The following is a 26,090-nucleotide window of genomic DNA, read 5'->3' as shown; positions in this document are numbered from 1 at the left end:
CCCACAAGACATGATCATCACCGAACAAGATCCACTTTCGCAACAGACCCTAGGCCGTGTAACGAAAGTGGATCTTGAGCTGTGAATGATCGCGGTTCATGGGTCGGGGAGACCTCACGGATGAACAGTGGGCGGTGCTGGAGCCGTTGTTGCCGAAGGGCACGAGGGTCGGGCGGCCACCCATCTGGCCTCGGCGGCAGTTGATCGACGGCATACGGTTCCGCGTCCGAACCGGTGTTCCGTCGTGGAGACCGGTCGACCGGCCGTCATGGAACCGGACCCGGTGCCGGCCGAGCTCGTCCTGCCGCGCGTGGTCGCCGCGGGAATCCGGGCCGCGCCGTCGAGCGGCTGGACGCCCCGCTCCGACGGCTCGCCGTTCGAGCTGCGCCTTTCCCCCGCCGGCTGACCGGGACGGAGCGCCGGAGGGTCCAAGAAATGGTTTGCCGACCCGGTGGCTGTGTGTCACCGTTCGGCCTGGACCGGCAGTTGATCATCGACGGCCGGTCGATGCCGACATGTCGGCGGCCTCTCGGGGATCCACCGGAGAGGTGACGAAACGATGGGAACCGGTGCCGTGGGGAACAATTACGAGGACGAGTGTCGCCGGTCGTTGGCCGAGGAGCAGGCGAAGAGCCTTGCCGGGACCAACGACTGGGAACATGTGGACAGGGAGCGGGTCCACCACGACTGGGACGTCCTGTACCGGGAGATGACGGCTTTCCTGGACGGCGGCTCCCTGCCAGGGGACCAGCAGATCCAGGAGCTTGTCCGCAGGCACTTCGACATCGTTAGCCGGTTCTACACCCCCTCCAGGGAGGCTTACATCGGCATGTCGCTCTTCTACGCCGAGGACGAGGCCATGAGGGCGTTCCACGATTCCTACCACCCCGGGATGGTGGAGTTCCTGGGCGCCGCGATCAAGGTGTTCGCCGAGCAGGGGAGCGGGTTCGCCCCCAGCGCAGGGGCCGAGGCTTCGGTGTAGTCGGGCGACACCGGCCAGGACATGCATGGGCGGGGTTCAGGCCCAGGGGCTGTCGCAGCCCCGGGGAGGAGGAAGCAGAGACCGGGGTCTCGGGCTGGTGCCGAGGCAACATCGTGCGTGACGACGACTTCGTCTGCGTCTTCTGCGGGAGCGATCTGCCAGCGCAGTGGAACGTGGATCCCGCTGCGTGAGACCGCGGGTCACAGCCACTCGTTAAGGGTCGCGACGAGGACGGTCGCCTCGTAGCGGACGGCGCGCTTGTCGTACCGCGTGGCGACAGCGCGATGTCTCTTGAGGCGGTTGATCCCGCACTCGACCGCGTGACGCCCGCGGTAATCGGCCGGGTCGAACCGCGGCGGCCGGCCGCCGCGGGAGCCGAGCTTCCGGCGGTTGCGCGCCTGGTCGGCCTTGTCGACCTTCCGCCGCGAGGCCACAAGCAGCGGAAAACCGTCGAGCGGTGCATGAGCAAGTTCAAGCAATGGCGCGGCCTGGCCACTCGATACGGCAAGGCGACCACCATGTACCTCGCCGGACTCCACCTCGCCGCCATCTCCATCTGATCGGCGACGTGATCCGAGGAAATCGTCTTAGGTTCTGTCTCCTTGGTCAGCGGTCATTTACGGAGACAGTAGACCCCTACCGTGGTGAAAGCTCAGACAGCCCTCTCTTCGAACTTTTCCGGGACTGCTCGTTTGCCTTCGTTGCACGGCCCATCGGTATGGCTGATTTCCCTGCTCGACAGTCATCAAGTGGCAATGGATCCTCAATGGGGCATCCAAGCCGTATGCGTACCTGTGACGTGCTTCGAAGTGGGTTACAGGTCCGCTTCGACCATAGAGAGGTAACCATGCGTGGTCGACTCAGGCTCAGCAGCCTGGCGTTGAGCGTCAGCCTCCTGGCCGGCGCTGGGGCTTCCGCACTGGCGGTCCCCGCGGAGGCCGTCGCCAGCACGTCATCCACCCCGGTCATCCCGGGGTGTGTTGACGCTGGCACCTTTGCCACTCGTGCCCAATGCGAAGCGGCCAGCCGGGGCTTCCCCAATCACGTGTGCAAGCAGTCAACGACGACTACGAACTGGCACCTCTGGATCTGCGACTAGAGAGTGTCTCTTTGCTGGGTTCATCAGTTGATCGGTTATGCCTGCCGCATTAGTGGTCACTGATGCGATGTGGGATCGGACCGAGCCGCTGATGCCGGCCGATCCGGTCCGAGGGCGGCGGTGGGCCGACCACCGCCGCACGCTCGAGGCCATCGGCCGGAAGTACCGCACCAACTCGCCCTGGCCGACCGTGCCTACTCGGCCCGCGCGATCCGCGGCCATCTGCGCCGCCGGCAGATCCGTGCGGTCATCCCGCAGCCGTCGGACCAGATCGGCCACCGTCTGCGGCGGGGCCGCCAAGGCGGCCGTCCACCCGGCTTCGAGGCGGATGCCTACAAGCAGCGCGCACCGTCGAGCGGTGCATCAACCGCCTCGAGCAGTGGTGCGGCCTGGCCACACGCACATCCAAACTGGCCCTCACCTACCAGGCCGCACTCCACCTCACCGCCCTTCTCATCGGGACACGCCGCTGACCAAAGAGACAGAACCTGGACTCGGGCCCGGTGGAGGATCGCGAGGGCCGTGGGCGCCTTCTCGTCAGGGAGCTCTTCGGTGTAGGCGAGCCTGGAGTACCCGTCGACGGCAGAATGGAGGTACACGCAGCCGCGCTCGCTCTTTCCCCTGCGGCGCTCGACCGCCCTTGCCTGTCGACTTCCGCGACCGTGGACACGTCAGCCACCACCGTCGGGGATCCGGGGATCCGGTCGGCCTTCTTCACATCGACGCGCACCATGTGGCCGGGCCGTGGAGCAGTGATCGTCGGCAGCACTCGTTGGTGGTGCCCTGGGGACCGATGAACTTCCGTCGGTTCAGACCGAGGACGGCCAGGTGGTGGGTGACCGTCCGGCGCGAGATCACCATCCCGTCGACGGCGAGCTCGTGTGCGTTGCGAGGAGCCGACCACTTGTGGGCACGCCGCATCTCCTCAATGCGTGCGACCACGTCGACTGGTGTCACACTCGGCTGATGATGCGGCGTCGAGCTTCAATCGGCCAACCCGAGTCCGATCAATCGGCGGCGACCCTCCACGGACAACGGTGCGTTCGCGTGGGTCATGATGTGATCGAGGCTGTACGAGCCGCGTGGTGCGGTGCGCCGGTGACGACAAGTGAGACGTTCTGCCCACCGAAGCCGAAGGAGTTGCTGAGCACGGCCTCCTGGGAGACGTCCCGTCGCTCTGCGACGACATCGAGGTCGATGTCGGGACCGACGCCGGCCGCGGTGAGGTTGCGGGTCGGCGGGATGACGCCGTGCTCCACACTGAGGACGGCGATGAGCGCTTCGATCGCGCCGGCGGCGCCGAAGAGATGACCCAGCGCCGCCTTGGGGGCCGTCACGGTGGCGCGGCCGAAGACCTCCCCGATCGCGCGCGCCTCGGCGACGTCGCCGACCGGGGTTCCGGTGGCGTGGGCGTTGACGTGGCTGATCTGCTCGGGAGCCAAGCCGGCTTGCGCGAGGGCCTTCCGCATTGCCGAGATCTGACCGGAGCCGTCGGGAGCGGGCGCCGTGATGTGGTGAGCGTCGGCGGCGATGCCGGCGCCCGCGAGTACCGCGTGGACGCGCGCGCCTCGGGCGTCGGCGTGCTCGGCGCTTTCGAGCACCACGACAGCGGCGCCTTCACTGAGGACGAATCCGCTGCGGTCCGCGGCGAACGGCCGTGACGCTGAAGCGGGTTCGCCGGCATGCCGCGACAGTGCTTGTGCCTGGGCGAAGCCGGCGACGGTGATCGGGGTGATGGCGGCCTCGGTCCCGCCCGCGATCACCACGTCCGCCTCGCCTGCCCGGATGAGCCTGGCCCCCAGGGCGATCGCCTCGGCACCGGAAGAGCACGCCGAGACGGGCGTGTAGACCCCGGCCCGTGCACCGTATTCGATACTGATCAGCGCCGCCGCCGCATTGGGCATGAGCATCGGGACCGTGCGTGGCGAGACGCGCCGGGTCCCGGCCGCCTCCAGTACGTCGTCTTCCTTCAGCAACGTCCGTACGCCACCGATGCCCGTGCCGATCGCCGATGCGAGCCGGTCCGGGTCTACCTCCGGGGCGCCTGCGTCGGCCCAGGCCTCGGCCGCCGCGACGAAGGCCGCCTGCTGCGAGCGGTCGAGCCGCCTGGCCCGCACCGGCAGCAGCAACTCGGCGGGGTCGACCGCCATCGTCCCCGCGACGGTGTCGGGAAGGCCGGCGCCCTCGTGGCCGGGCAGGACGCCGCCGCGGATGCCGGACTCGCCGGCAAGCAGGGCGTCCCACGTAGACACCACGTCTCCACCGAGGGGCGTGATCGCGCCGAGTCCGGTCACGACGACTTCAGTCCGGTGCATGTCCTTGGACCTTTCTTGTATGCGATACAAGCGAACGGAGCCCTGTTGTATCACATACAATTCGCGTGTGGAGAAGAAGCGAACCGAGGCTCGACCAACGTCGGCACGGTCGCGTGACCGCGGTCGCGCGACGAGGCGTCGGCTGATCGAGGCAACCGCACGGCTCTGCAGGGAACGGCCCGGCGCTGAGCTGAGCGTCGCGGAGATCGCGAACGCGGCAGGCGTCTTCCCCAATCAGGTCACCTACTACTTCGGCTCCAAGGACTCGCTGCTCGTGCACGCCGCCTTTCTCGGCTTGCTGCACGATGCCCGACGGATCGAGCGCATCGGTCGCCAAGCCCCCGATGCGGTGACATTTCGGCGCAACATCGCCCGCGCCGTACTGGCCATGCCCTCGCTCCCGTCAGTCGCGCGAGCACTCGCGGCCGGGATCTCCAAGCCCGAACTCGCATCCGTGGTCGACCGGCACCTCCAGTTGCTGTTCCGGCAATCCGAGCGCTTCGTGAGCCAGCTCATCGACGGTCGCGGCTGGAGGGCCAGTCGACCGCTGGACGTGGAGGCCAGAACGTTCTGGAGCACCGCGCTCGGCGCGGTGCTGCTCGTCCGCGCCGGGGCACACGGCACCGTCGCCGACCTCGACCTCGCCGGAGCATTGACCATCCATGACGGATCCGAGCCCGGCTAGCTCAGTCGAACAGGCCGGCGACGACGATGTGCGCGGCTCCCGTGCGATGGTGGCCTTGTCGCGGTCGGCATGTTCGCCGTCGCCGGGGAACCTCACTGCTGCGACTGGAGCGAGGCGTCGGGAACCTGCTTGCCGGCAACGTCTAGTGCCATGACGGCAACGAGAATCGCCGGAGAGTGAATCAGGCAGCGAGGGCGGATCTGCCACCCCAGCGGAGTCCCTTCTGCCTGCTGTGCTGGCGTGTTGGCGGCGTCAGTCGTCCCGCCGCACTCGACACGGCTCAGGGTTGCTGGCGCATGTCGAGGTAGCGCAGCCTTCCCCGGGCTGACCGGGGCCCCGGCTCGTGCGCTCCACGGCGGTCGTTGCCCACACCGAGGCCAGTACCGTCTGAAAGGCGAACGCGGTCTGGTCGTCGGCCGCCGCGATGTCGACGACGACCAGACCGGGCTCCGACACGTGCACCTCGTGCGTCGGGTCACATGGGTCGACCTGGTCCTCCTGCCGGCGGCGACCCCCGTGGCGGTGCTCCTCGTCCTGTCCGGTCAGGAGTACGCCGACAGCACCCGGTCGGCACCCCTGTCGGCGGTACGCAACCGGCCGGTTCCGGCACCGCGCCGACGCCCGGCCCGGGTCGTTGCGCAGGCAGGCACGCAGGCACGCAGGCAGGCAGGCAGGCGGAGCGGGCGGGGCACCCCGGCGATCGGCGAAGCCGCTGTCCTGGGAGTGCCGGACCCGACACATCCTGGCGCCGACCGGAGGCGACCGCGCAGCGGTTCTTCCGCGCCGACGGACTGTTCCCCCAACTGCGCACCGGCGACTACGGCTGGCTCGACGACGGGGGCTACCTGTACTTCACCGGCCGCCGGGACGACCTGTACAAGGCCAACGGCTTCCGGGTCAGCGCGGCTAGGCGGAAGCCGCGGCCCGACGCACGGCCGGGGTGGAGAGCGCCGCGGTGCTGCCGCCGGCACAGGACCGGCCCGCCACGCTCTTCGTCACCGGGGCCGCCCGGTCCGACGATGTCCTCCTCGCCCCTGTGTGAGGGAGGGCGCTATGTGAGGAGATCGAGCCGGGGGCGCAACGGTGTCACGCTGACCGTGCTCGTACGGGCGGCCAACGCACTGCCGTTGCTGTCCACCGGCACCACCGAGGCATGCACCGCGCTGCGCGAGCGGGTGCTGGACGGGCGGGCGACCGTGGCGTTGGCCGCGACCGACTGTCGCGGCACCGGGTTCGGAACTCACCGCGCTGGGCACCGGGATGCGGTGGAACGAACGGACTCTGCACCTGAGCGGGGGCAAACGGTGGGTCTCCGGGACGGGCTCGGCCGACTGTCTGCTGGTCCTGGCCCGGCACCGGCCGGGACGGCATTTCGCCAGCTTCACGTGGGTCCTCGTACCGGCCTGCGCCGCCGGCCTGCGGATCGAGCCCGCCGACACCGGAGGGCTGCTGGCCTCCGAAGCTCTCGGACATGTCCGCCTGGACGACGTCCGGCTCGCAGTGGACCACCTGATCGGCCGGCCGGGGCGGCCGATGGCCTCCTTCGCCCAGCACGTCGCCCAGCACATGGCCACCGAACGGCTCGCCGACGCCCAACGGGCGGTGGCCCTGCTGCGCCGCACCCTGACCGCTACCCGCCGTCACCTGACGGCCCGTCCGGCCGGGAAGGGAACGCTGTGGCACAACTCAGCGAGGTGTGCGAGGTCAGTGAGGCGTTTCCCCTCCTCGACCACATGTTCGTGGTCGGCACCGTGACCTGGCTACGCACTGAGGACACCGAGCCCACCGTGCCGTACCGCCACCGGCAGGACCTCCTGCGCCCATGACCGACGTCACCGACTCCGCACCGCGCGCGGGCGGCCCCCCGGCACTGCCCGTCTACCTCACGGCCGCCGCCCTGGCCCGCACAGCCGACGAGGGCGCCCGGGTCGGGCTCGTGATGCTGGCCGCACAGCGCGCCGACAGCCCGGCGCTGGGCGGTGCGCTGGTGGCCGCGCTGATGGTCCCGCATGTCGCGGCGGCGCCGGTGGCAGGGGCCCTGGCCGACGCGGTGAAACGGCGCCGCCTCTTCCACGGGGGCGGGGTCGCCCTGTACGGCGTGGCGCTCGCCGCGCTCGCTGTTCTGGTGGGCAGGACCGGCGACCTCGCGGTCCTCGCGCTGGCCGTCGCCGCGGGATGCGTCGCGCCCCTCCTCACCGGTGGACTGACCAGTCTGCTGGGGGAGTTGCTGCCCAAGGACCGGCTCACCCGGGCGTTCAGCGCCGATGCCGTCTCCTACAACCTGGCCGGCATCTGCGGGCCCGCTGCCGCCGCCGCCCTGGGTACGGCCACGAGTGCCGGCCTCGCCCTGGCCGTGCTGGGAGCCGGAGCGACGTCGGGCGGCCTGCTGCTGCTCTCGCTGAGGCTGCCACCGAGGTCCGCAAGACAGGCACGCGGGACCGGGCCCCGGCCCGCCGGCCTGCTGAGCGGAGCGGCCGTACTGGTCCGTGACCGCCCGCTCCGGTCGGTCACCTGGGCCAGCAGCGTGGGGCAACTGGGCGTCGGGGCGCTGCCCGTCGTGAGCGTGCTGCTCGCCCACCGGTACGACGCTCTCTGGGCGACGGGGGGCCTGATGACAGCTTTCGCCGTGGGCGCCCTGGCCGGCTCGCTCGGTTACGCCTACCGTCCCGTGGGCGAGGAACGGCCGGAGCGTGTGGTCCTCTGGGGCCTTCTGGGCACGGCTTTCCCCCTCGCGGCCGTGCCCTGGTCGGGCCACGTCCTGGTGACCGCGGTGCTGTTCGCCGCCGCCGGATTCTGCACCGGCCCTCTGTTCAGCGCGCTGCTGGCCAGCCGCGAACGGTACGCGCCCGCGGCCGTCCGCACCCAGGTCTTCACCCTCGGCGCCGGCCTCAAGAGCACCTTCGCCGCCGCGGGGGCGGCCGCGGCCGGCACGCTCAGCGGTCTGGGAGCCGCCCCCCTGGTGCTGGGCACCGCCGCCTGCCAGGTGGCCGCCGTGGCAGTGGGCCGTCTCCTGCTGACGGGCCGCCGTACCCGGGGGGCCCGCCCGGCGCCCACCCCGGCCCGGAACGCTCGCTCCGGTACCGCCGGTACCCCGTCCGTCACCACGCCACCGGACACCGCCCCAGCAGATCCCCCCTTGGACTCCTCGGAGAAAGGCCACGCGTGAAGATCCTCTCCGAACCCCTCGGAGGCGCCCTCGGCATCGGAGCCATCACCCGGTGCCTCGCCATGGCCCAAGCCGCCGTCATGCGCGGCCATCAGGTCGCCTTCCTCGCCCCCGACGGCCACCCGACGGTGGACGAGGGGCGCTCGGCCCCGCGGTTCCTGGCTCCGGCACCCGTACGGCCCCCCGAGCTGGTGGGCACCGGGGAGGCCGACGGCTTCACCGAGGCCGTCCGCATACGGGGCATGGCCCAGCTGCACTACGCGGAGCGGGCGATCGCCGCGGAGCTGGACCCCTACCGCATGTTCGCCCCGACGTCCTGGTCACCGAGATGCAGCCCACCGTGCCCATCGCCGCGCGCTTCCGCCCAGGGCAAGGGGGAACACAGCACCAGGTATACCGCCACCACCAGACCAGACACGAAGGCAAGTTCACACCCGGCTCCTGGCCCCTCCCGGGAGCCGACGACGGCCCAGGGAGCCCCATGTCAGACCACGGTGACGCCGGCACACCCGTCACGGCGAGAGCCGCCCTCTTCGACCTCGACGGCACACTGATCGATTCCGAACCCAGGAGCCGGGCGCTGTGGCGACGGCTCTTCGCCCTCCACGACATCGACTGCGGGGAGGACATGCTCGCCGGCTTCAGCGGGCGGCGCAGCAGGGAGGTGATCGAGGAACACCTCGCACGATTCGGCAGGCACGCCACGGCGGACCAGGTGAGGGAGGAACTCATCGCGCTGAACGGCGAACCGGACCTGCCCCCCGTCCGGCTGGTCCCCGGCGCCGACCGGTTTCTGGAACGCCTGCGCCGCAACGGAGTGGCTCTGGCCGTCGTCACGTCAGGTGGCCGTAGCTACGCCAACGACCATCTGACGCGGTGCGGCATCGTCGGCCACTTCAGCACGGTGGTGAGCGCGGAGGACGTCACCCACGGCAAACCGGATCCCGAAGGCTATCTGCTCGCCTGTCGGCGGCTGGGTGTCGCACCGGGCGAAGCGGTGGTCTTCGAGGACTCCACAGCGGGCCTGCGGGCCGGCCGACGCGCGGGCGCCCGATGTTTCGCCGTGGGCCAGGCCGCCAGGACGCCCGCCCTGTGCCGACTGGCCGACCACGCCGTTGAGGACCTGGCCCAAGCGCCGCTCGTCGGCCCCGCCGAGCCGAGCCGGCGCCGCAGCGGTACCGGCGCGGCAGGGTAGCCGGCGGTGGTCCGTCCCATCGGCCGGCCGGAACTCGGCGGGTGCGCAGGTGGTCGGCGGTCGTCCGAGGGTGCGCAGGTGGTCGGCGGTCGTCCGAGAAGCGGCAGCCTCGGCAGGTAACTGGGCCATTGCTCTCGTGGTGGGGTGCTTTCCCGCTGGGACATCGCGCGCAGGCGCTTTTGTCGCCTCGGCTCACCGGACAGCGCGGTGCGATCCGGGGCTGGCACCCAGCAGGCAGGACCCGGGCAGGACCCGGGCAGGAGCCGGGCAGGGCCCGGTGGGGCTGCCCGGTCCGCCTGCGTTTGCGGCTTGCCGCAGACGTGCCACGCTGGAAATACGGAGTGCTGGGAGAGGGGTATGCCGTTCGAACGTCGATTTCTGAACGGTACGACACAGCCGACGGCGGCGTGCCGGTCGACCTGACCGTCTTCGACACCGCGGTCCCGCGCCCTCCCGACGTGGGTACGGGTACCAGGCGCGACGGCCACGGGCCGGACCAACCAGCCACTGACAGCGGTCCGTGGCCGCGGGTGGAAGCCTGCTGCGGGTCGGGGCAGGCGACGGCGAAGACCTCTCCTCGACTGCAGCGCTCTCGGCTGCAGCGGGAATGGTGTACGCCGGACAAGACCTGACCGAACGCCCCTTGTAGCTGGGCGAGGTCCCGCTGCCCGTCGTCTGAGGAGGGTGTCATGGAGATCCCGGAAGAACTGATCACTGAGCTGCAGGCCCCGGCCCTCGGGCTGAGCGACCTGCAGGGCGTCAACGGCGTGGGGCTGGGGATGCGGGAGGAGAACGAGGAGTTCTCCGAGGAACTGGCCGTACGGGTCTACGTCGACGATGCCGGGGACGTGCCCGAGCTGCCCACGCAGCTTGCAGACCTGCCCGTGTGCATCGTCGAGTTCCCCATCGAACCGTTGTTCACGGCAGACGACGTGCCACATGACACCCTCATGGGCGGAGTACAGATCCAGCAGGCCCCGCAGAGCTCCGGCACACTCGGCGCGGTGGTCATGCGCAACGGCGACAACACCCTCGTGGGCCTGACCTGCCAGCACGTCTCTGGCGACACCGGGGTTCGGGTCTTCCAGCCCACCGCGCCCCCGATGCCCATCGGCTCCACCCCGGACCTGAGCGCCAGCCTGGGGAAGGTGGTCGACTTCGACTCCCCTGTGAAGCAGACGATTCCGACCCCAGCCGGGGCAACGCTGTGGCTGGGGCGGGAGGTCGATGCCGCCATCTTCGACCTGGACGAGGCCGTAGCTCAGAAGGGGGGCGCCCGGGAGTTTTCCAACGAGATCGCCGACGGCTTCGGTGCGGTCGCTCAAACGCTGACGCCGACAGTGCGGATGTTCGTCCGTAAACGCGGCTCCCAGACCGGCCCCACCGGCGGCCTGATCGTCGGCATGGCGTTGGCCGTGCCGTGGAGTGGGTTCACCCCGCCGGTCGGGCACAAGTACGCGATGACCAACCAATTCGAGATCTTCTACACCCCGTCGGAATGCCCGGACGGGATCATCGCCCGGGGAGGCGACTCGGGTTCGGTCGTCCTGCAGTCCGGTACCCACAACGCCGTCGGCCTGCTGTGGGGCGGCGCCCAGGCGGGCGGCCGGCGGGCCCTGATGAGCGACATCACCACGGTCGAGCAACGGCTCGACGTGACCCTCGTCTGGGATCCCTCTTGACCGTCGGGGACCTGACGGTCGCTGCCGTGCTCCGCCGCCCACCCCAACCTCCCTTACTGCCGGATGTCCGCGCGTTCCGGGCCAGCACCTACCGGTGGGTGTATTACGGCACCCCCTCTACGGCGCCCTGACGGGCGGCCGGGCGGCGCGGTGTTGTCTGGTCACGGTCATCTGCCAGACCGCCAGGAGCAGCAGCGTGCCGGCTTCGGCGAGGAGGCTGAGGAGGGCTTGGGGCGCGGGCTGCAGACCGTGCTCGGTGAATCCGAACACGCCCACGGTGCGCGAAGCGGTGAAGCCGCCGAGGGCGCCGAGCGCGACGCCGGCCGCGGCGGCCCTCAGCAGCAGGGGTGGCGTCCCCATCGGCAGCAGGGCGGCGAGGGCGAAGGAGGCGCCTGCCTGGAGCAGGAACAGGGGGCCGATGATGTGGATGAAGCGGTACTCGTCGGCGTAGAGCTGGGCGTGGATGTATCCGCCGACGGCGAGGGTGGCGGCGGTCGCCGACCGCAGGGCGAGGGCGGGGGGTTTCCGGCTGGTCATGCCAGCCTCTGGTCCTTGATGGCCAGTTCGCGGTCGCCCTGGTGGTAGCCGACGCTGCGGATGCCCAGTGCGTCTTTGAGCTGCCGGGCGGGGACGACCTGCGGGGTGGGGGCGGGAGCCCGGCCCGGCTTGGGCAGGGGGTAGGCGGTGGTGGTGGCGGAGTGGAAGGTGATGTTGCCCTCTGTCTTGCTGAACAGTTGATGGACGTGTCCGTTGAGACAGGTGACGGAGGAGAAGCGGCGCAGCAGTGCGATGACCTTCAGCGCGTCGTCTGTGCTCCAGCCCCACTGCGGGTACATGGCGAACAGCGGGATGTGGCTGAAGACCACGATGGGGGTGTCCGACGGCAGGCCCGCGAGGTCCTTGCGGACGAAATCGATCTGCTCGTTGCCGAGGTGCCCGAGTTTCTCCAGGCTCAAGGTGTTGACCAGGGCGATGAAGTGCACGCCGTGGGTGTCGAAGCTGTACCAGCCGTCGCCGAGCGTGCCCCTGCCGAAGGTCCGCCGGTAGGCGCGGCCCGCATCGCCGATGGAGTCGTGCTCGCCCGGTACGGTGAAGACACGGTCTGTCCTCATACCGGTCATCATCTGCTTGACCTGGTCGAACTGCCCGGCCGTGGACAGGTGGGTCAGGTCGCCGCTGTGCATGACGAAGTCAGGCCTGAACCCGAGCGAGTTGACCTGGTTGACGGCTTCGGCGAAGGAGCCGACCACGTCCGTGTTCGCCGGGCCCTGGAACCCGATATGGCTGTCGGAGACCTGCACGAACCGCAGTGCGCCGCTTACCGCTGCGGCGGCCTCCGCGGTCCCGGCGGCGGCCCCGGCGTGGGTGTCCCGGGAGTCGGCGATATGGCTGATCACTTCTCCACTGGCCACGGTCAGCACCACGGCTCCCCCGAACCACCCGGCATGCCGGAGGAGTTGGCGTCGACTCATACCGTGCTCTGGGTCGGGCTGAGCGGCATCGCCGCCAGGTACTCCGTCGTGACTGTCATGGTATTCGGTCATCGGGTCACCTCCACGGTGGCGGTCATGAACGGGTGGATGGTGCAGAGGTAGGCGTAGGTGCCGGGCTTGGTGAACGTGTACCGGTAGGTGGCGTGGGTGTTCAGGGCGGCCGAGTGCAGCGGTCCTCCCGATCCGGCGCTGGTGACGGTGTGGGCGTCGGTGTCCTGATTGGTCCAGGTCACCGTCGTGCCAGCTGTGACCTTCAGGGTGGCCGGGGAGAATGCGAAGTTCTTGATCGCCACGGCGTTCCCCGTCACCGGCGCGGTCGGCGTGCCCGTGCCCGGTGAGTGCACGGGCATGCTCATGCCCGGCATGGGAGAGGCGCCGTGAGCGGAGCCCGCCGTGTTCCTCGACCCTGTGGCACCGGGCATCCCGGCCAACTGGTGCTGACCCGGACCGGGCGTGAGGGCGCCTGCTCCGGGGGGCGGGGAAGGCGACGCATGGCCGCACGCGCTGAGGAGCCCCAACGCGGCGGCGGTGGCGGCTGTGGCGACGGCCAGCCCGGCCGCGGCGCGTGACCGCCGACATGGTGTGCGAAGGTTCAGGTACATGGTGTCGGTTCCTCACTGGTCAGGCGGAGACGGTGGCTCCGCCGGCTGAGCGCACGCAACCGCAGTGATGCGTGTGAAGGCCGTGTTCATGGCCGAGCGCACCTGATGGGCCGTTGATGGACCCTTGATGGACCGTGCGAACGTGCGATGGTCCTGCCCCTTGCCGGCCGCTCGCCTCGACCTGGCCCGCGCTGCGCATCCGCGCTCGCGCTGCGAAGTGGCGGGCGGGATAGGGCAGTTCCCCATACGGCGGCCTCGAGAGGCGCGTCGCGGGTCGGCGACAGCCATCCGGGTGGTGCGCTCCCCGGGCGGGACGGAGTTCTGCTCCGGTGGTCGGGCAGCCCTCGATCGCCGTACGCGTCGAGCGCTCCGCAGAGCCGTCGCCGTGATGGCGCGGGCCACGGGCCGGGGCTGCACCCAGGCGCCGACTTCGACGGGCGGGGTGAGGGCGTGCGTGGCCGGCGCCAGAGGACGCAGTGCGTGAGGTATCTCGGTCACCACTGATCCGTCCTTCGTCGAGCGCGGAAGTTATGTGGGCAATAGATAAGGAATCGCCGCGTAAGTCAGCTCTTGTCGGACTCCACGGACGCCGGAGGTCCACGGTTCGATGAGTGGGCATTTTTTGTGCGACTTCTTGGCGGGGTCCCTGCGGCTCGGCCGGCCTCCTGCGGGTGCTCCCCCCGCATGCTCCTGACAGCGTCCTGACATCCGGCAGGGACGTTCGGTCCGCGGCGCTCGCACTGTGCCAGCTGCACTGAACTGTGTGTTACAGGACAAAGCAGCTCATATGCGCGATGATCGGCTTATGCCCTGGAGTTCCCGAAAACGTGGTCCCCGGATCGATCCGGATGGGCCCGTGTCCCGTGTCTCCGGTAAAGGGACCCTTTCGACCGCGGACGAGGAACTGCTGCGCACTCTGTATGCCGAGCACGCACGGCCCCTGTTCCACTACGTACTGCGACTGACCTCGGGAGACTGGCAATGGGCGGAGGATGTGGTGCAGGAGACGCTGCTGCGAGCGTGGCAGCACCCCGCCGCGTTCGAGCCCGCACGCGGCCCGGCCCGGGCATGGCTGTGTACGGTCGCCCGGCACCTGGTGATCGACGCCCACCGGGCCCGGCAGGCCAGGCCGGCCGAGGCCGGCGGCGAGGCGATGGAGCGAGCCGCCGAGCAGGCACAGGGCGAGGACGAGATCGAGCGGGCGCTGCAGAGCTGGGCGGTTGCCGACGCCCTGCGGACGCTGCCCCCGGACCACCGCGCGGTCCTGCTGGAGACCTACTACCGGGGCCGGACCATGGCAGAGGCCGCACGAGTGCTCGGCATTCCGTTGGGCACCGTGAAGTCGCGGACGTACTACGCCCTGCACGCCCTGCGGCTGGCGCTGCGGGAACGGGGAATCGAGCCATGACCGTGGTGTGCAGGAGGTGGCGACCGTGAGTGCGGAGCACGACCCCCTACGGCTGGCCCTGGGAGGGTACGTCCTGGGCACGCTGCCCCCGGCGGAAATGGAACAGGTGCGCGTCCACCTCGCGGAATGCGCCGAGTGCCGGGCCGAACACGCCCAGCTGGCGGGACTGCCCGCACTGCTGGCGACGGTGACCGCAGCCGAGGCCGCAGGCGAGACGGTGCCGCCGGCCGGCGAGAACCTGGCCGACGGGCTGGTGGCGCGGGCTGCCGAGAGCGCGCAGACCTCTTCGTCCGCACGACCCGTGCCTGTGAGGCCGCAGGAGCCGAAGGCAGGTTATCTGGAGAGGCTGCTCCAGCAGGCCGCGGCCCGGCGCCGCAAGACCTGGCGCCTGCAGCTGGCCGGTGCCGCCGCTTTCCTGACGTTCGTCGCAGCGGCGGTCGGCGGCACATGGCTGGCGGCTGTCGGCACTGTGGGCAGTCAGGCGACGCCGCCCGCGCCGACCGCGCCGACCGCCTTGCGCACCTTCTCCGGAAGTGATCCCGCCACCGGCGTCACCGCCTCGGTGAAGGTCTCGCCCTCTGCCTGGGGCAGTGTGCTGCAGGTTTCCGCCAGGGGGGCGCCCGCCGGAATCACCTGTCGGCTGCAGGCGGTCGGACCAGGCGGAACCAGGGCGGACGGCGCTACCTGGCGGGCGGGCACATACCCGGTCGGCACCACGATCCAGGGGACGGTTGCCATGTCTCCGGGAGCCATCGACCACTTCGAGATCCTCGCGGGCAACGGCCAGAAGCTGGTCACGATCCGGGCGTGAGGCAAGGGGAGCCCGCCCGGCACTGCGTCGGCCGGGCTCCTGGCGCACCCACCGACTCCTCGCTGCGCGCCCCGCACAGGCTGTCGTCGGGGGACCCCTTCGGCAGTGGGGCAGTTCTGCGGTTCGATCTCCCAGGTTCCGGTCGCCCTCACCGCCGCGTTCCGTGAACCGCCGCAGCCCTCGGCCGACTTCACGCGTGAATGCGTGACGGGTCGTGCACGCCCCCTCCGGTGGCCGTTGCCACCCCACTGGACTTACCAGAGCCCGGCCGATGTGCTCCCTCGCCCCCTGGACAAACAGAGCTCAGCCGCGTCACTGGCATTGACCTACCTCACCAAGAAAATGGGCAAAAGGTGCAAATGGCTCGAACCGTTCGGTGTGCGCCACCCGTGGAGCTGTATGAGCGCGCCCACGCACAGGTTTCGGCCTGGCGACCGCCCCACGAAGGCATTGGCGGCCTCTCACGTTCCAGCCTCCGCACCTCCACGGAAGGGCCACAAGACCATGTCTGTGACCGACTCGCCCCATTCAAGTGCACTCCTCTGCCGGCCTTACCGCCACGAGGCGCTGCTCACCCTGCCCGCGCAGGAGGCGCACGTCTCCGCCGCCCGTCACTTCGCGGCCGATCTGCTGGAGACCTGGAGTGTTCCCGCGAGCGAGCGGGACTCCGCAGTTCTCATCGTGGACGAACTCGCCTCCAACGCCGCTCAGTACGGCCGCGAGCGCATGACCGTGCTGCTCGTCCTCGACCACAGCACTCTGCACATAGTGGTCAGTGACTCCGGTATGGCCGTGGAGCACCCTCACCCCGACATCGCCCCGGACGAACACGGCCGCGGCACCGGCATCGTCCAGTACCTCGCCCAGTCGACCGAGGTCCACCAGTCGCGCGGCGGACGCGAAGTCCGCGCCTGCCTGAGGTGCCCGGCATGAGCGGCCCGGGCGTTCCGCACAGGCGGCGACCCCGGCCGGCACCGGCAACGCAGTACGGCGACGGGTCACGGGAAGCGACTGCGGCACCGGACCACCCGACGACCTTGCGGAGTGGGACTTCGCGACACACAAGCCGAGCCCCATCGACGGCTGCCTGGGCCCGCCCAGGTGCCCGTGCGGTTGGCGGCGAACACCCGCCTGGAAGACGTCACCCCCAGGGGTGTGGCTCTCCTCGTGGGACGCGTCGAGCCGCCGATTCGATGATGGGGAACCGGCCCGAGTCTGTGCTGCGTTCCCGGCAGCAGCAGCAGCAGCAGCAGCAGCAACAACAACAACAACCGCCGACCGCGGCTCCCGTGGGCTCCGGCCTCACCGGTGCGTGAGCACGCGGAACTCGTTGCCGTCGGGGTCGGCCAGCAGCACCGTGCCGTCCTGGCCGTGGGCGGGGGAGAGGCGCTTCGCCCCGAGGGACAGCAGGCGCTCGACCTCCGTCTGCTGATCGCCGTCCGGCGCGAGGTCGAAGTGCAGGTCCTTGCCGGGGTCCCGCATCAGCGGCGGACCGCCCCACGTGATCTTCGTACCGCCGTTCGGCGACTGGATGGCGGTCTCCTCGTCCTGGTCCCAGACCAGCGGCCAGCCCAGCGCCTCGCTCCAGAAGTAGCCCACGGCACGCGAACCGTCGCAGGCGAGCGCTCCGATGAAGCCACAGCCGGCGAGGAAATTGTTGCCCGGCTCGAGGACACAGAACTCGTTGCCCTCGGGGTCGGCGAGCACCACATGGGACGCGTCCGGTCCCTGACCGACGTCGGCATGCCGCGCGCCGAGGTCGAGGGCCCTGGCCACGGTCTCCTGCTGGCCCTCCAGTGAGGAGCTGGTCAGGTCGAAGTGCAGCCGGTTCTGGGCGACCTTCTGCGCCTGGGTGGGACGGAAGCCGAGGCGGTAGCCAGCGTCATTCCCGGACATCAGGGCGACGCCGTCGTAGGAATCGTCGGCTCTCTCCAAGTTCAGGACGCCGGACCAGAATTGTGCTAGGCGCTCCGGCTGGTGGGCGTCGAAGGAGATTGCGATGAGTCGGCTGGTCATAGCGCCACGCTTCCTCGGTCCGTCGAGTGTCAACTGTCGACACGGCACGATGTCTGCGCCTCGAACGAGGATAGGTGTCGCTCTCCTACGCGGAAGTGCTGAGCTGCCGGTACGAGTTCCCCGGCGGAGCGGGGGCGGTGCAGGGCGACGTCGACCTCGGCTCGCAGTGGTGATCCGAGGAGTTCGCGCAGCGCTTCGTCGCGGTGGCCGCGGCGCACGGCGGCGATCACGATCCTGGTCCCACCTTCCGCTGTGACGCGCGTGGCCTGGAGCCGCAGGGTGCCCGGGGTGATCGGAAGCAGGGAGCCGATGTCGCGCCGGACCGTGACTCCATGGGTGACGGCGCTAACTCGGCGGGGGTGAGCAGCGGCTGGCGACGTACGTCGTCGCTCGCGCGCAGGATGCGGCCGTGCTCGTCCAGGACCTGCCGGAGGCTGCCGCTGGGGCCGGGAGGGAGCCGGGTTCCGGCCCGAACCGTCAGGTCGAGGCTGTGCCGATAGGTGGTCAGATCGTCGTTCAGCTGCTGATCGAGAGCGGTCTGGACGCGCCAGTGGACCAGGGCCGCCGCACCCGTCAGGACCAGCGACATGGTGATGGCCACGGCGAGGACGAGGCGCGTGACCACGGGCAGTCGGAGGAACCTCGGCAGCAGCCGGCCGGGCAGGGTCACGGGGCGGTCTCCAGCCGGTAGCCTCGCCCGCCCAGGGTCGTGATCGTCGTACGGCCGAAGGCCCGGTCGGCCTTGGCGCGGACCTTGGAGACTGCACGTCGATGGCTGGAGAGATCCAGCTCGGTGTCCCCTCCAGGCACGCTGCTGCTCGGGGGCGAGGACGAGGTCGCCGACCTGGAGTCGGCCGACCGGGCCGGGGCGGCGCCGGGACATCGCACGCAACCTGGCCAGCAGTTCCTGCATGGCGAACGGCTTGACCACGTAGTCGTCGGCCCCGGCTACCCGCTCGCCGATCGCACCGCGCGCGGTGAGCAGGATCACCGGCACGTCGATTCCTTCGCTGCGCAGGGTCCGGCACACCTCGACGCCGTTCATGGGAAGCATCACGTCCAGCAGTACGGCGTCCAGCCGGGGGTCGCGGGCGGCGGCGAGCCCCGGCGGCCCGTCGTGGCGGCCCTCGGCGGTGTGTCCGGACTCGGTCAGGTAGCGGACGACCAGGTCGGTCAGGCGGGTCTCGTCGTCGACGACCAGGCAGTGCATGCCAGGCAGACTGACCGCTCGCCGGACAGGGGCCGGGGTCGGTCTGTTCGGCATCCTGTCGCTGGGCTGGTGACAGCCCTCTGCACGGGGCTACCGCAGTGCCAGACGCGGCTCGTCGTCGCGCTGGACGTCGTGGTCCTGGTGGCGGTGCTCGTGGCCGACGACCCGAAGTCGTACGAGCCTGCGACCCGGACGGTGAAGCTCACCCCGAACTTGCCGCGGTCGGCCAGGAACTCAGCCCGGTCATGAGGGGGGCCAGTCTGGCTCCGGTCGTCTAGGCATGGTGCGTGCTGCCTTGCTGGTCAGGGGCTGCGTCGCTCAGGGCGAGGAATTCGCTGCGCGAGCGGGCGTCGGATCGCAGGAGGCCGAGCAGGGTGGAGGTCATGGTGCTGGAGCCGTTGGCCTGGACGCCACGTGGGTCTGCAGCCAGTCGGCAACCCGTTTGGTCAGGCGTTCCTGCACCTGCGGGCGGCAGGCGAAGTGCTCGACAAAGGGCGAGGCCGCGTGGGACGAGGCCCGCCCGGCCGTCTGGGCCCCGAGCGCGGGCTGACCGCCTGCGAGCGGCTGCTGGACCAGTACGGCTACGAACCTGTCCGGGAAAGCCCCGCTCAGCTCAGGCTCGCAACTGCCCCTTCCATCCGCTGGCCGCCAAGGCCCCCGACCTGGTGTGCGGCATGAACCAAACCTTCCGCAGCGGCTGTCTCAGCGGCCTGCAGGTCAACGGAGTCCAGGCCGTCCTGGTATCCGAGCCCGGCAAGTGATGCGTGCGTCTGGCTCCGAACGCCCCCGCTCGTGATGAGCCGATGGTCCAGGGCGGCTGATCCGGCGACGGCCTCCTGTCCCCGCGGGCCACCGCCCGGATGCACGACCCTGCCGACAGCGGAAGGATCGGGTGGGAGGGGGCACTCACGATGCTGCTCAGGTCTCAGCATGACCGGTGCTCGGCACGTGTCCGAGCTGGGGGCAACGCCCGTTCCGGCGTCTACGGGGCATCGCCATGTTCAACAAATACATCCTGAACCGGCCGGTTTCTGCCACCGGGCCGGCAACGTATCCCGCAGCCACATCTACCGCCGCCGACGTGGGCCTCCTGCTCATCAGGCTTACCTTCGGGCTGCTGATGGCCGCCCACGGGGCGCAGAAGGTCTTCGGGCTCTTCGGCGGCCCGGGCCTGGCGGCGACCGGCAAGGGGTTCGCGGCCCTGGGCTTTCGTCCGGGGAAGCTCTTCGCCGTGATCGGCGGTCTGTTCGAGTTGCTCGGTGGCCTCGGTCTGGCCCTCGGGCTGCTGACACCGCTCGCGGCCGCCGCCCTGATCGGCGTCATGATCAATGCGATGGCAACCGTCACCGGCGCCCACGGCCTGTGGGACACGGACGGCGGCGTGGAATACAGCGTCTGCATCACCGTAGTCGCGCTGGCCATCGCTGCCATCGGTCCCGGCCGGCTGGCGGTCGACCGCCTTTTCCGCTGGGGCAAGGGCGGCTGGAAAGAGGCCGCCTTCGCCCTCGGCCTGGGCGGCGTCGCAGCCGCCATCACGCTCAGCTTCTAGGCCACAAGACGCCTGCCCACCACGGACCCCTGCGGGCCGTCGCCTGCTGCGCAGGGGCCTACGCATCGGTCCGGGGCTCGGCTGCCTCGGAGACGTCGAAGAGCGCCGTACATGGTCGGCAGCCGCGAAGGGGAGTAGCCCTGTAACACGGGCCGTCGACATTCTGGAGCCCAGCGTTGGGATCCCGGTGACCGGGCCCGCACCGTGGTGTGGGTGAGCGAGACCTTCGGCCCTCTGTCGATGACGTGTGTCGTGTCGGCGGGGTCGAAGCTGCCGCCCTCCCCTCGTGCCAGCAGACCTGGGACACCAGACCCGTCGTGGCTCCCCAGAGCATGAGGCGTCTCGCAGGCGGGGTGGCGTCCTGCCGTGGCAGGCGTCCGTGGAGGAGGCCGGCCTGCAGGCCGTTGCCGGTGAGGATGAGAACAAGTCCGGGCTTGATGCGGGTGGGAGCCGATCCGAGGTTCGGATGAAGCATGATGCCGCTGACCACGAAACCTGCCAGGCCCGTCCAGATCGGGGCATGGAGGCGGGCCGTACTACTCAGGGCGTCGTGCAGGGTGCACCGCCCGGCAAGGTGGAGGAGCGCGTTGTAGTCGGCGTATCAGCACGCGGACACGCCCCAGGGTGCATCCGACGCGCGGCACGCGTAATGACTTCTTCAAGATTCACTCATGCTGGACTCCGCGCCTTGTTAGGTAAGGTTTCCCTGTCTTACGGTCTGTGCGCTTCCTGTGCACTTCAGACCGGAGACCCCATGTCCAGCGGCAATATCGCCCTGCTCGGAGCCATCGCAGGCTTCACCATCTACCTCGGCCTCCCCCTCGGCCGACTCCGCACGCCCACGCCCCGGCTCCGGGCGGGCCTGAACGCCGTGGCCATCGGCATTCTGATCTTCCTCGTCTGGGATGTGCTGGCCCACGCCTGGGAGCCGGTCGACGAGGCGCTGAGCAAGCACGACTGGGGGACGGTCGCCTCCGGGGGTGCCACCCTGGCCGTGGGCCTGGCCATTGGACTCGCCGGTCTCGTGCACTACGACGGCTGGATCGCCCGCCGCCGCGAGGCCGCAGCCCGACCCGCCGGCCCCGGGGCCGCCGTCTCCGCCGAACTGGCGCCCCGCACCCGCAGCCAGGCCGGCTCGCTCGCCCTGATGATCGCCACCGGTATCGGCCTGCACAACTTCGCAGAGGGCCTGGCCATCGGCAATTCTGCCGCCCAGGGCGAGATCTCTCTCGCCCTCCTGCTCATCATCGGCTTCGGCCTGCACAATGCCACCGAGGGCTTCGGCATCGTCGCCCCCCTGGCCGCGGAAGGCGAGCGCCCGTCCTGGCCCACTCTGCTGTGGCTCGGCCTGATCGGAGGCGGCCCCACCTTCCTCGGCACCCTCGTCGGCCAGCACCTGGTCAACGACACCCTGTCGATCGCCTTCCTCGGTCTCGCCGCCGGCTCGATCCTCTACGTGGTCATCGAACTGCTGGCGGTAGCCCGCAAGACCGGCCTGAAGACGCTCACCACCTGGTGCATCTTCCTCGGCCTCCTCCTGGGCTTCGCCACGGACGCCGTCGTCACCGCCGCGGGCGCCTGAACCGGGCCTACGACCTCGTCTCCGGAGCACACCGGATGGTCCGTAGACGGACAGCCATGCCCGACAGCCCCGTGTCCTGCCGCGCCCCAGGAGCGGCAACAAGCGGGGCGCCGTTCCGCAGGTGCTTGCCTACGGGGCTGGCATCCGAGCCGCGGGTGCCGGCGCCACACCGGCCTCGGGCACACCGTCTCCGCCGGGCTGGTCGTCATGAGAGGGCTTGCGGGCTGGGAGTTTGCCGTGCAGGAGGAGGCTGACGATCTGATCTGTCACTTCCTCGCCGGGCGCTTCGCGACTCACGGCGGCCAGGTAGACGATGGTTCCGGAATAGATGTCGACCATCAGCGACGTGTCGGTGTCCAGCGGTAGGCGGCCTTCGAGGCGGGCCCGCTCCAACAGTTCCACGACCGACGCGCGGCGCGGTTCGATGAGGTCGGCGAAGGATCCGGTACCCGTAGGGTCCTCGATCACATCGGCGAGCAGCGCCGGAAGGATCAGGCAGGTGGGCATGGCGGAGACGAGATCGATGGTGAGCCGGACGGCGGTGCGCAGGTCGGCTTCCAGATCGCCGGTTGCATGGATCGGGGGAAGCGGGACGTCACCGCTGAGGGCCTCGATCACGAGCGCTGCCTTGTTCGGCCACCACCGATAGATCGTCGCCTTGCTGACTCCGGCCCGCCGTGCGACACCTTCGAAGGAAAGCCGCTGATATCCGACCTCGCTGAGCAGGTCTTTCGCGGCACGGACCACGGCTTCATGAGACTCCCTGCGCCGCCGTCTGGAGCGCGGGGCGGTGCGGTTGCGCTGGTCGGCGTGCTCAGGAGCCGAAAGGTCTTGCCGGCCGTTGTGCTGGCTGGGAGTTACCACCGTGAGCCTCCCTTGTGAGCCACTGGCGCAAACCCGTTGACTTTGCCCGAGAAGCGACCCTATTTTGGCGGTACGAGGCGTTTCGTACCGTTTAGAACCCTCTCGTACTCAATAGTAAGATCCGAAAGCCCCAAGGGAAAGCGCTGTGACGGCCACTCCCGCCGGGGGGATCATCCTGCGCTAGACCTGACCGCAGTGTCTGGTGCGTCTGGGCGTCCTCTGTCGACGCCAGAGATCTTTTTCTCGACCCCCGGAAGGGGGCATCATCATGCGTGCGAACAAGACCAGGATGCGGCGCATGGCCGTAGTGATCTGCACGGCGCCCATCCTCGCCGTCGCGGCCGGTGCCGGCGCCGTCAGTGCGGCCGCCTCCACCCCATCGTCCTCCGTCTCCTCCCACGACGACGGCTGGGGCTGGGGTTGGGGCTGGGGCGACAGCCGCCACTCCGGTGACGGCTGGGGCTGGGGCTGGGGTGACAACGGCGACCACGGCCGCGGCGATCATGGTCATCACGGCGACTACGGCCGCGGCGATCATGGTGATCACGGCGATCACGGCGACCACGGCGGCGGCGACCATGGCGATCACGGTCACGGTGGCCGTAACTACTGAGGCCGCACACCGAGACACCGATCAACAGCAGAAGTATGCGCGAGTCTCTGTCTCCGGATGCCCGGGCTTCTCGGGCATCCGGACCCTACTTGGATGGCCGGCGTCCCTCCGGCCGACAGTCGGGGCGGTGAACAGCGGTGAGAGTCGTGTGCGTCGGTGCGGGGCCCGCGGGGTTGTACTTCGCGATCTCGGCCAAGCTGCGCGATGCCGGACACGAGGTCACCGTGCTGGAGCGCGATCCGTGGGCGGCCACCTACGGCTGGGGTGTCGTGTACTGGGACGACTTGCTCGACGTCCTCTACCGCAACGATCCGGAAAGTGCGCGAGAGATCACTGCCAGGTCGGTGCTGTGGCAGGACCAGGAAGTGCGCGTGCACGGCATCAACGGCGAACAGACGGCGTACTTCGGAGGTTACGGCTACAGCATCGGCCGATCCGCCCTGCTCGACATCCTGGCACGCCGTGCCACACAGCTCGGAGTCGATGTCCAGTACAGCCACCACGTTGCGGAGCCCTCGGCGCTTCCCCCAGCGGACCTCGTCGTTGCCGCCGACGGTGCGAACAGCCGGATCCGTGATCATCACAAGGAGTTCGGAACCCGCGTCGAGGTCGGTCTCAATCCCTACATCTGGCTCGGCACAGAACAGTCGTTCCGCAGTTTCGTGTTCAGCTTCAACCGGACATCCGCCGGATGGATCTGGCTGCATGCCTATCCCTCGGTCGCGGGCATCAGCACCTGCATCGTCGAATGCTCACCGCACACCTGGAAAGCCCTCGGACTCGACCTGCTCGGCGACGATGAGGGAGTGCAGCTGCTGGAGGGCATCTTCCAGCGCGCGCTCGATGGCCACCGCCTGCTCAGCCGCTCACGGGGCGCACCGGCGCATTGGCAGCGCTTCGCGCACGTGACGAACGACAGCTGGTACCACGACACGACGGTGCTGCTCGGCGACGCCGCCCACACCACCCACTTCACGCTAGGGTCGGGCACCAGACTGGCGATGATCGACGCAGTCGTCCTCGCCCACAGCCTGCGCGAATATCCGGACGTCCAGGGCGCGCTGCGGGAGTACGACCTCCATCGCCGCGCGGAACTCCATCCGGTGCAGGCAGCAGCCCGCACGAGCATGGCGTGGTTCGAGCACGTGGACCAGTACCTCGACCGCGACGCGGTCGCCTTCGCGCACGCCATGTCGGTACGCCACGCCGGTCAGAGCCCCTGGCACCACCAACTCCACCTCGCCACCCAGATCACCGCCGTACGCGGAGCACGGCGCGCCTTCGCCACCGGCCGACGCTGGTACCTCGCCCGCCGACGAGGCGACATGGCGGCGCGGCAGCGGCCTTGGGACGGCGACGAGGGATCGGCGGGCAGCGAGTCCCCGCGGAGCGTTTCAGCACCCCGCCCCGGCGCACCCGGTAACTGAGCGGCTGCCCCGGGCGGACTGCCCTCGCCCGAAGAGAGCGAAGCCGCCCGCACAGCCGCCGGCGGCTGGAATCGTGACCAGCTCGCCACCCGGGGCGTGCCGTGGCCCCCGAAGGTCTGGTGTGACCGGTGCTCAGGGTGCTCACGCTGGTCACGGGCGGCTGTCTGCGCAGTAGAGCGTCCGTCAGCGGTTGCTTGCCGGTTTTTCGGTGCTCGAATCGGTGGCGGACGTGCGCTTACCGACCAGTGACGGGCGGGACCGCGGCGCCATGGTGTTCGGCCACAGAGCCTCCGCAAAAACTCGTTGGCGGAACCACGGCAGCCACTGCTACGTTTCCGGAGGCCGTGCAAGAGAGCGAGGAGGTGGTACCCGTGAACGTATCGACATGGGTGCTCCCCTCCGGGGTCACGGTCGGACGATAGGTCGTCCGGGAGCGCTGTTCGATGGCACTCCTGAAAGGCACGACCATGCAATTCACTTCTGAACAGCGTCTCGACGACGCTGTCCTCGAGCGCGAATTCACCCTCGGCGAGATCCCCGGCATCCTGTGGACGCCCGGATCCGCATCCGCATCCGCACCGGCGCCGCTGATCCTACTCAGCCCCCCTCCTCTCGGGCTGCGCAAGACGTACCCCCGACTGGTGGCACGAGCGCGGCAGTCCGCGGCGGACGGCTTCGCCACGGCCACCATCGAGCTCCCCGGAAGCGGCAACCGGCCCCGCCTACCCGCCGCCGAGCAGGCTCGCGCCGACCTGCGCCGGGCTATGGAGGCCGGCGAGCCGGTCAGCGACGAGATCATCGACGCCCTCATCCTCCCCCTGGTCGACAAGGCGGTCCCGGAATGGCAGGCCGCCCTGGACGCCCTCCTGTCGCTGCCCGAGATCGGCGGCCCGGTCGGGTACTCGGGGGGAGTGATCTCCATCGGGACCCGGCTGGCGGTGGTCGAGCCGCGCATCTCGGCCGCTGTTCTGTTCGCCGGGAGTTTCGTCCCCCGCGCCACGTTCGAGGAGGCCCGCCAGGTCGCCATTCCGCTGCACGTCCTGCTGCAGTGGGACGACGAAGGGAACGACCGGCAGACGGCCCTGGACCTGTTCGACGCCTTCGGCTCCAAGGAGAAGACGCTGCACGCCAATATGGGCGGGCACACCGGCGTCCCGCAGTTCGCTGGGGACGCCGCGGCCCAGTTCTTCACCCGACACCTGAAGTGACGCCGGGCCGTCAGGCCACCAGCAGACGGTAGCCGTGTTGGCCAGGATGCTGCTCATCCAGGGGGTCCCGGCCCTCGTCGGCTCACTACACCACGGGCCCCTGCCAGCCTCTTGGCAAGGGCCCGTGCTGCCCGAAGCCATGGATTGCCCGAGGTCTGCAGAGCTTCGAGTGCCGCCCAAACT

The 26,090-nt window shown here is 69.8% G+C and carries 23 protein-coding genes and 8 pseudogenes; 19 read left to right on the top strand and 12 right to left on the bottom strand.

Annotated elements, in window-relative coordinates; translation table 11 throughout:
• Positions 1-98: 98 nt before the first annotated feature.
• The 3 genes and pseudogenes from AB0B40_RS24330 to AB0B40_RS24320 all read left to right on the top strand — a co-directional run.
• Positions 99-251, top strand: a pseudogene (locus AB0B40_RS24330) (transposase); the annotation flags it as partial.
• Positions 245-406 (top strand): hypothetical protein, encoded by a 162-nt coding sequence (locus AB0B40_RS24325; RefSeq protein ID WP_345058655.1) that lies wholly within the window; start codon positions 245-247, stop codon positions 404-406. The pseudogene AB0B40_RS24330 and the gene AB0B40_RS24325, both read left to right, overlap by 7 nt.
• A 168-nt stretch (positions 407-574) precedes the next feature.
• The gene (locus tag AB0B40_RS24320) at positions 575-982 is read left to right on the top strand and encodes a TipAS antibiotic-recognition domain-containing protein (protein ID WP_345058649.1); all 408 of its coding nucleotides are present in this window, start codon (positions 575-577) and stop codon (positions 980-982) included.
• A gap of 200 nt (positions 983-1,182) precedes the next feature.
• On the opposite strand, the pseudogene AB0B40_RS24315 reads toward AB0B40_RS24320, so the two are convergent.
• Positions 1,183-1,359 (bottom strand): annotated as a pseudogene (locus AB0B40_RS24315) (IS5/IS1182 family transposase); the annotation flags it as partial.
• Between the two features lie 54 nt (positions 1,360-1,413).
• Between AB0B40_RS24315 and AB0B40_RS24310 the strand changes: the two are divergent.
• Both AB0B40_RS24310 and AB0B40_RS24305 read left to right on the top strand, forming a co-directional pair.
• A pseudogene (locus AB0B40_RS24310) lies at positions 1,414-1,542 on the top strand (IS5/IS1182 family transposase); the annotation flags it as partial.
• Between the two features lie 576 nt (positions 1,543-2,118).
• Positions 2,119-2,554: pseudogene (locus AB0B40_RS24305) on the top strand (transposase).
• Positions 2,555-2,623: 69 nt separating this feature from the next.
• Here the strand turns inward: AB0B40_RS24305 and AB0B40_RS24300 are convergent.
• Together AB0B40_RS24300 and AB0B40_RS24295 are read right to left on the bottom strand one after the other, a co-directional pair.
• Positions 2,624-3,137, bottom strand: a pseudogene (locus AB0B40_RS24300) (IS481 family transposase); the annotation flags it as partial.
• Positions 3,134-4,396 (bottom strand): beta-ketoacyl-[acyl-carrier-protein] synthase family protein, encoded by a 1,263-nt coding sequence (locus tag AB0B40_RS24295; protein WP_362265534.1) that lies wholly within the window; start codon positions 4,394-4,396, stop codon positions 3,134-3,136. The pseudogene AB0B40_RS24300 and the gene AB0B40_RS24295, both read right to left, overlap by 4 nt.
• 67 nt (positions 4,397-4,463) lie before the next feature.
• Between AB0B40_RS24295 and AB0B40_RS24290 the strand changes: the two genes are divergently transcribed.
• Positions 4,464-5,081, top strand: a complete 618-nt coding sequence (locus AB0B40_RS24290) for a TetR/AcrR family transcriptional regulator C-terminal domain-containing protein (protein ID WP_362265532.1) — start codon at positions 4,464-4,466, stop codon at positions 5,079-5,081.
• Positions 5,082-5,333: 252 nt separating this feature from the next.
• On the opposite strand, the gene AB0B40_RS24285 is transcribed toward AB0B40_RS24290, so the two are convergent.
• A complete protein-coding gene (locus tag AB0B40_RS24285; RefSeq protein ID WP_362265542.1) occupies positions 5,334-5,822 on the bottom strand; it encodes a DUF6207 family protein in 489 nt (162 codons plus the stop codon).
• A 2-nt stretch (positions 5,823-5,824) separates the two neighbouring features.
• Here AB0B40_RS24285 and AB0B40_RS24280 point away from each other — a divergent pair.
• Positions 5,825-6,078: pseudogene (locus tag AB0B40_RS24280) on the top strand (long-chain fatty acid--CoA ligase); the annotation flags it as partial.
• A gap of 54 nt (positions 6,079-6,132) precedes the next feature.
• Here AB0B40_RS24280 and AB0B40_RS24275 read toward each other — a convergent pair.
• Positions 6,133-6,309, bottom strand: coding sequence for a hypothetical protein (locus AB0B40_RS24275; protein WP_362265530.1), 177 nt, complete (start codon positions 6,307-6,309; stop codon positions 6,133-6,135).
• Positions 6,310-6,323: 14 nt separating this feature from the next.
• Between AB0B40_RS24275 and AB0B40_RS24270 the strand changes: the two are divergent.
• The 4 genes and pseudogenes from AB0B40_RS24270 to AB0B40_RS24255 form a co-directional block, all read left to right on the top strand.
• Positions 6,324-6,836 (top strand): annotated as a pseudogene (locus AB0B40_RS24270) (acyl-CoA dehydrogenase family protein); the annotation flags it as partial.
• Positions 6,837-6,903: 67 nt separating this feature from the next.
• Positions 6,904-8,247, top strand: a complete 1,344-nt coding sequence (locus tag AB0B40_RS24265; protein WP_362265528.1) for an MFS transporter — start codon at positions 6,904-6,906, stop codon at positions 8,245-8,247.
• 481 nt (positions 8,248-8,728) lie between these two features.
• Positions 8,729-9,442, top strand: coding sequence for an HAD family phosphatase (locus AB0B40_RS24260; RefSeq protein ID WP_362265526.1), 714 nt, complete (start codon positions 8,729-8,731; stop codon positions 9,440-9,442).
• A gap of 689 nt (positions 9,443-10,131) precedes the next feature.
• A complete protein-coding gene (locus AB0B40_RS24255) occupies positions 10,132-11,124 on the top strand; it encodes a hypothetical protein (protein ID WP_362265524.1) in 993 nt (330 codons plus the stop codon).
• Between the two features lie 117 nt (positions 11,125-11,241).
• Here AB0B40_RS24255 and AB0B40_RS24250 read toward each other — a convergent pair whose 3' ends face one another.
• The 3 genes from AB0B40_RS24250 to AB0B40_RS24240 form a co-directional block, all read right to left on the bottom strand.
• Positions 11,242-11,661 (bottom strand): hypothetical protein, encoded by a 420-nt coding sequence (locus AB0B40_RS24250; RefSeq protein WP_345058635.1) that lies wholly within the window; start codon positions 11,659-11,661, stop codon positions 11,242-11,244.
• Complete coding sequence (locus tag AB0B40_RS24245; RefSeq protein ID WP_345058633.1) at positions 11,658-12,536, bottom strand: metallophosphoesterase; 879 nt, start codon at positions 12,534-12,536, stop codon at positions 11,658-11,660. Before AB0B40_RS24245 ends, AB0B40_RS24250 begins: the two co-directional genes overlap by 4 nt.
• Positions 12,537-12,664: 128 nt before the next feature.
• On the bottom strand, positions 12,665-12,973 hold the full coding sequence (locus AB0B40_RS24240; protein WP_345058631.1) for a plastocyanin/azurin family copper-binding protein: 309 nt from the start codon (positions 12,971-12,973) through the stop codon (positions 12,665-12,667).
• Between the two features lie 1,102 nt (positions 12,974-14,075).
• Here AB0B40_RS24240 and AB0B40_RS24235 point away from each other — a divergent pair.
• The 3 genes from AB0B40_RS24235 (at position 14,076) to AB0B40_RS24225 (ending at position 16,371) form a co-directional block, all read left to right on the top strand.
• Positions 14,076-14,627, top strand: coding sequence for a sigma-70 family RNA polymerase sigma factor (locus AB0B40_RS24235; RefSeq protein ID WP_345058629.1), 552 nt, complete (start codon positions 14,076-14,078; stop codon positions 14,625-14,627).
• A 25-nt stretch (positions 14,628-14,652) separates the two neighbouring features.
• Positions 14,653-15,438: a zf-HC2 domain-containing protein gene (locus AB0B40_RS24230; protein ID WP_362265521.1), complete on the top strand. Its 786-nt coding sequence runs from the start codon at positions 14,653-14,655 to the stop codon at positions 15,436-15,438.
• Positions 15,439-15,942: 504 nt separating this feature from the next.
• A complete protein-coding gene (locus tag AB0B40_RS24225) occupies positions 15,943-16,371 on the top strand; it encodes an ATP-binding protein (RefSeq protein ID WP_345058625.1) in 429 nt (142 codons plus the stop codon).
• Positions 16,372-16,740: 369 nt separating this feature from the next.
• Here AB0B40_RS24225 and AB0B40_RS24220 read toward each other — a convergent pair whose 3' ends face one another.
• From AB0B40_RS24220 to AB0B40_RS24210, 3 genes and pseudogenes are all read right to left on the bottom strand, one after another.
• A complete protein-coding gene (locus tag AB0B40_RS24220; RefSeq protein WP_362265519.1) occupies positions 16,741-17,454 on the bottom strand; it encodes a VOC family protein in 714 nt (237 codons plus the stop codon).
• 226 nt (positions 17,455-17,680) lie between these two features.
• Positions 17,681-18,664: a response regulator gene (locus tag AB0B40_RS24215; RefSeq protein ID WP_362265517.1), complete on the bottom strand. Its 984-nt coding sequence runs from the start codon at positions 18,662-18,664 to the stop codon at positions 17,681-17,683.
• Between the two features lie 274 nt (positions 18,665-18,938).
• Positions 18,939-19,153 (bottom strand): annotated as a pseudogene (locus AB0B40_RS24210) (hypothetical protein); the annotation flags it as partial.
• Between the two features lie 631 nt (positions 19,154-19,784).
• Between AB0B40_RS24210 and AB0B40_RS24205 the strand changes: the two are divergent.
• Positions 19,785-20,213, top strand: coding sequence for a DoxX family membrane protein (locus AB0B40_RS24205; RefSeq protein WP_362265539.1), 429 nt, complete (start codon positions 19,785-19,787; stop codon positions 20,211-20,213).
• Positions 20,214-20,967: 754 nt separating this feature from the next.
• Positions 20,968-21,795: a ZIP family metal transporter gene (locus AB0B40_RS24200; RefSeq protein WP_362265515.1), complete on the top strand. Its 828-nt coding sequence runs from the start codon at positions 20,968-20,970 to the stop codon at positions 21,793-21,795.
• Positions 21,796-21,924: 129 nt separating this feature from the next.
• On the opposite strand, the gene AB0B40_RS24195 is transcribed toward AB0B40_RS24200, so the two are convergent.
• Entirely contained in the window at positions 21,925-22,542 is a 618-nt protein-coding gene (locus AB0B40_RS24195; RefSeq protein ID WP_345055609.1) for a TetR/AcrR family transcriptional regulator, read from the bottom strand.
• A gap of 385 nt (positions 22,543-22,927) precedes the next feature.
• Between AB0B40_RS24195 and AB0B40_RS24190 the strand changes: the two genes are divergently transcribed.
• From AB0B40_RS24190 to AB0B40_RS24180, 3 genes are all read left to right on the top strand, one after another.
• Positions 22,928-23,272, top strand: coding sequence for a hypothetical protein (locus tag AB0B40_RS24190; RefSeq protein ID WP_362265513.1), 345 nt, complete (start codon positions 22,928-22,930; stop codon positions 23,270-23,272).
• Positions 23,273-23,409: 137 nt separating this feature from the next.
• The gene (locus AB0B40_RS24185; protein ID WP_362265511.1) at positions 23,410-24,699 is read left to right on the top strand and encodes an FAD-dependent monooxygenase; all 1,290 of its coding nucleotides are present in this window, start codon (positions 23,410-23,412) and stop codon (positions 24,697-24,699) included.
• A gap of 467 nt (positions 24,700-25,166) precedes the next feature.
• Positions 25,167-25,907, top strand: a complete 741-nt coding sequence (locus AB0B40_RS24180) for an alpha/beta hydrolase (RefSeq protein ID WP_362265509.1) — start codon at positions 25,167-25,169, stop codon at positions 25,905-25,907.
• Positions 25,908-26,090: the final 183 nt, after the last annotated feature.

This window comes from Streptomyces sp. NPDC042638 (assembly GCF_040647235.1).
GTDB lineage: Bacteria > Actinomycetota > Actinomycetes > Streptomycetales > Streptomycetaceae > Streptomyces > Streptomyces rameus.
The sequence above is the reverse complement of the archived record's forward strand: the minus strand, read 5'-3'. Positions and strand labels throughout refer to the sequence as shown.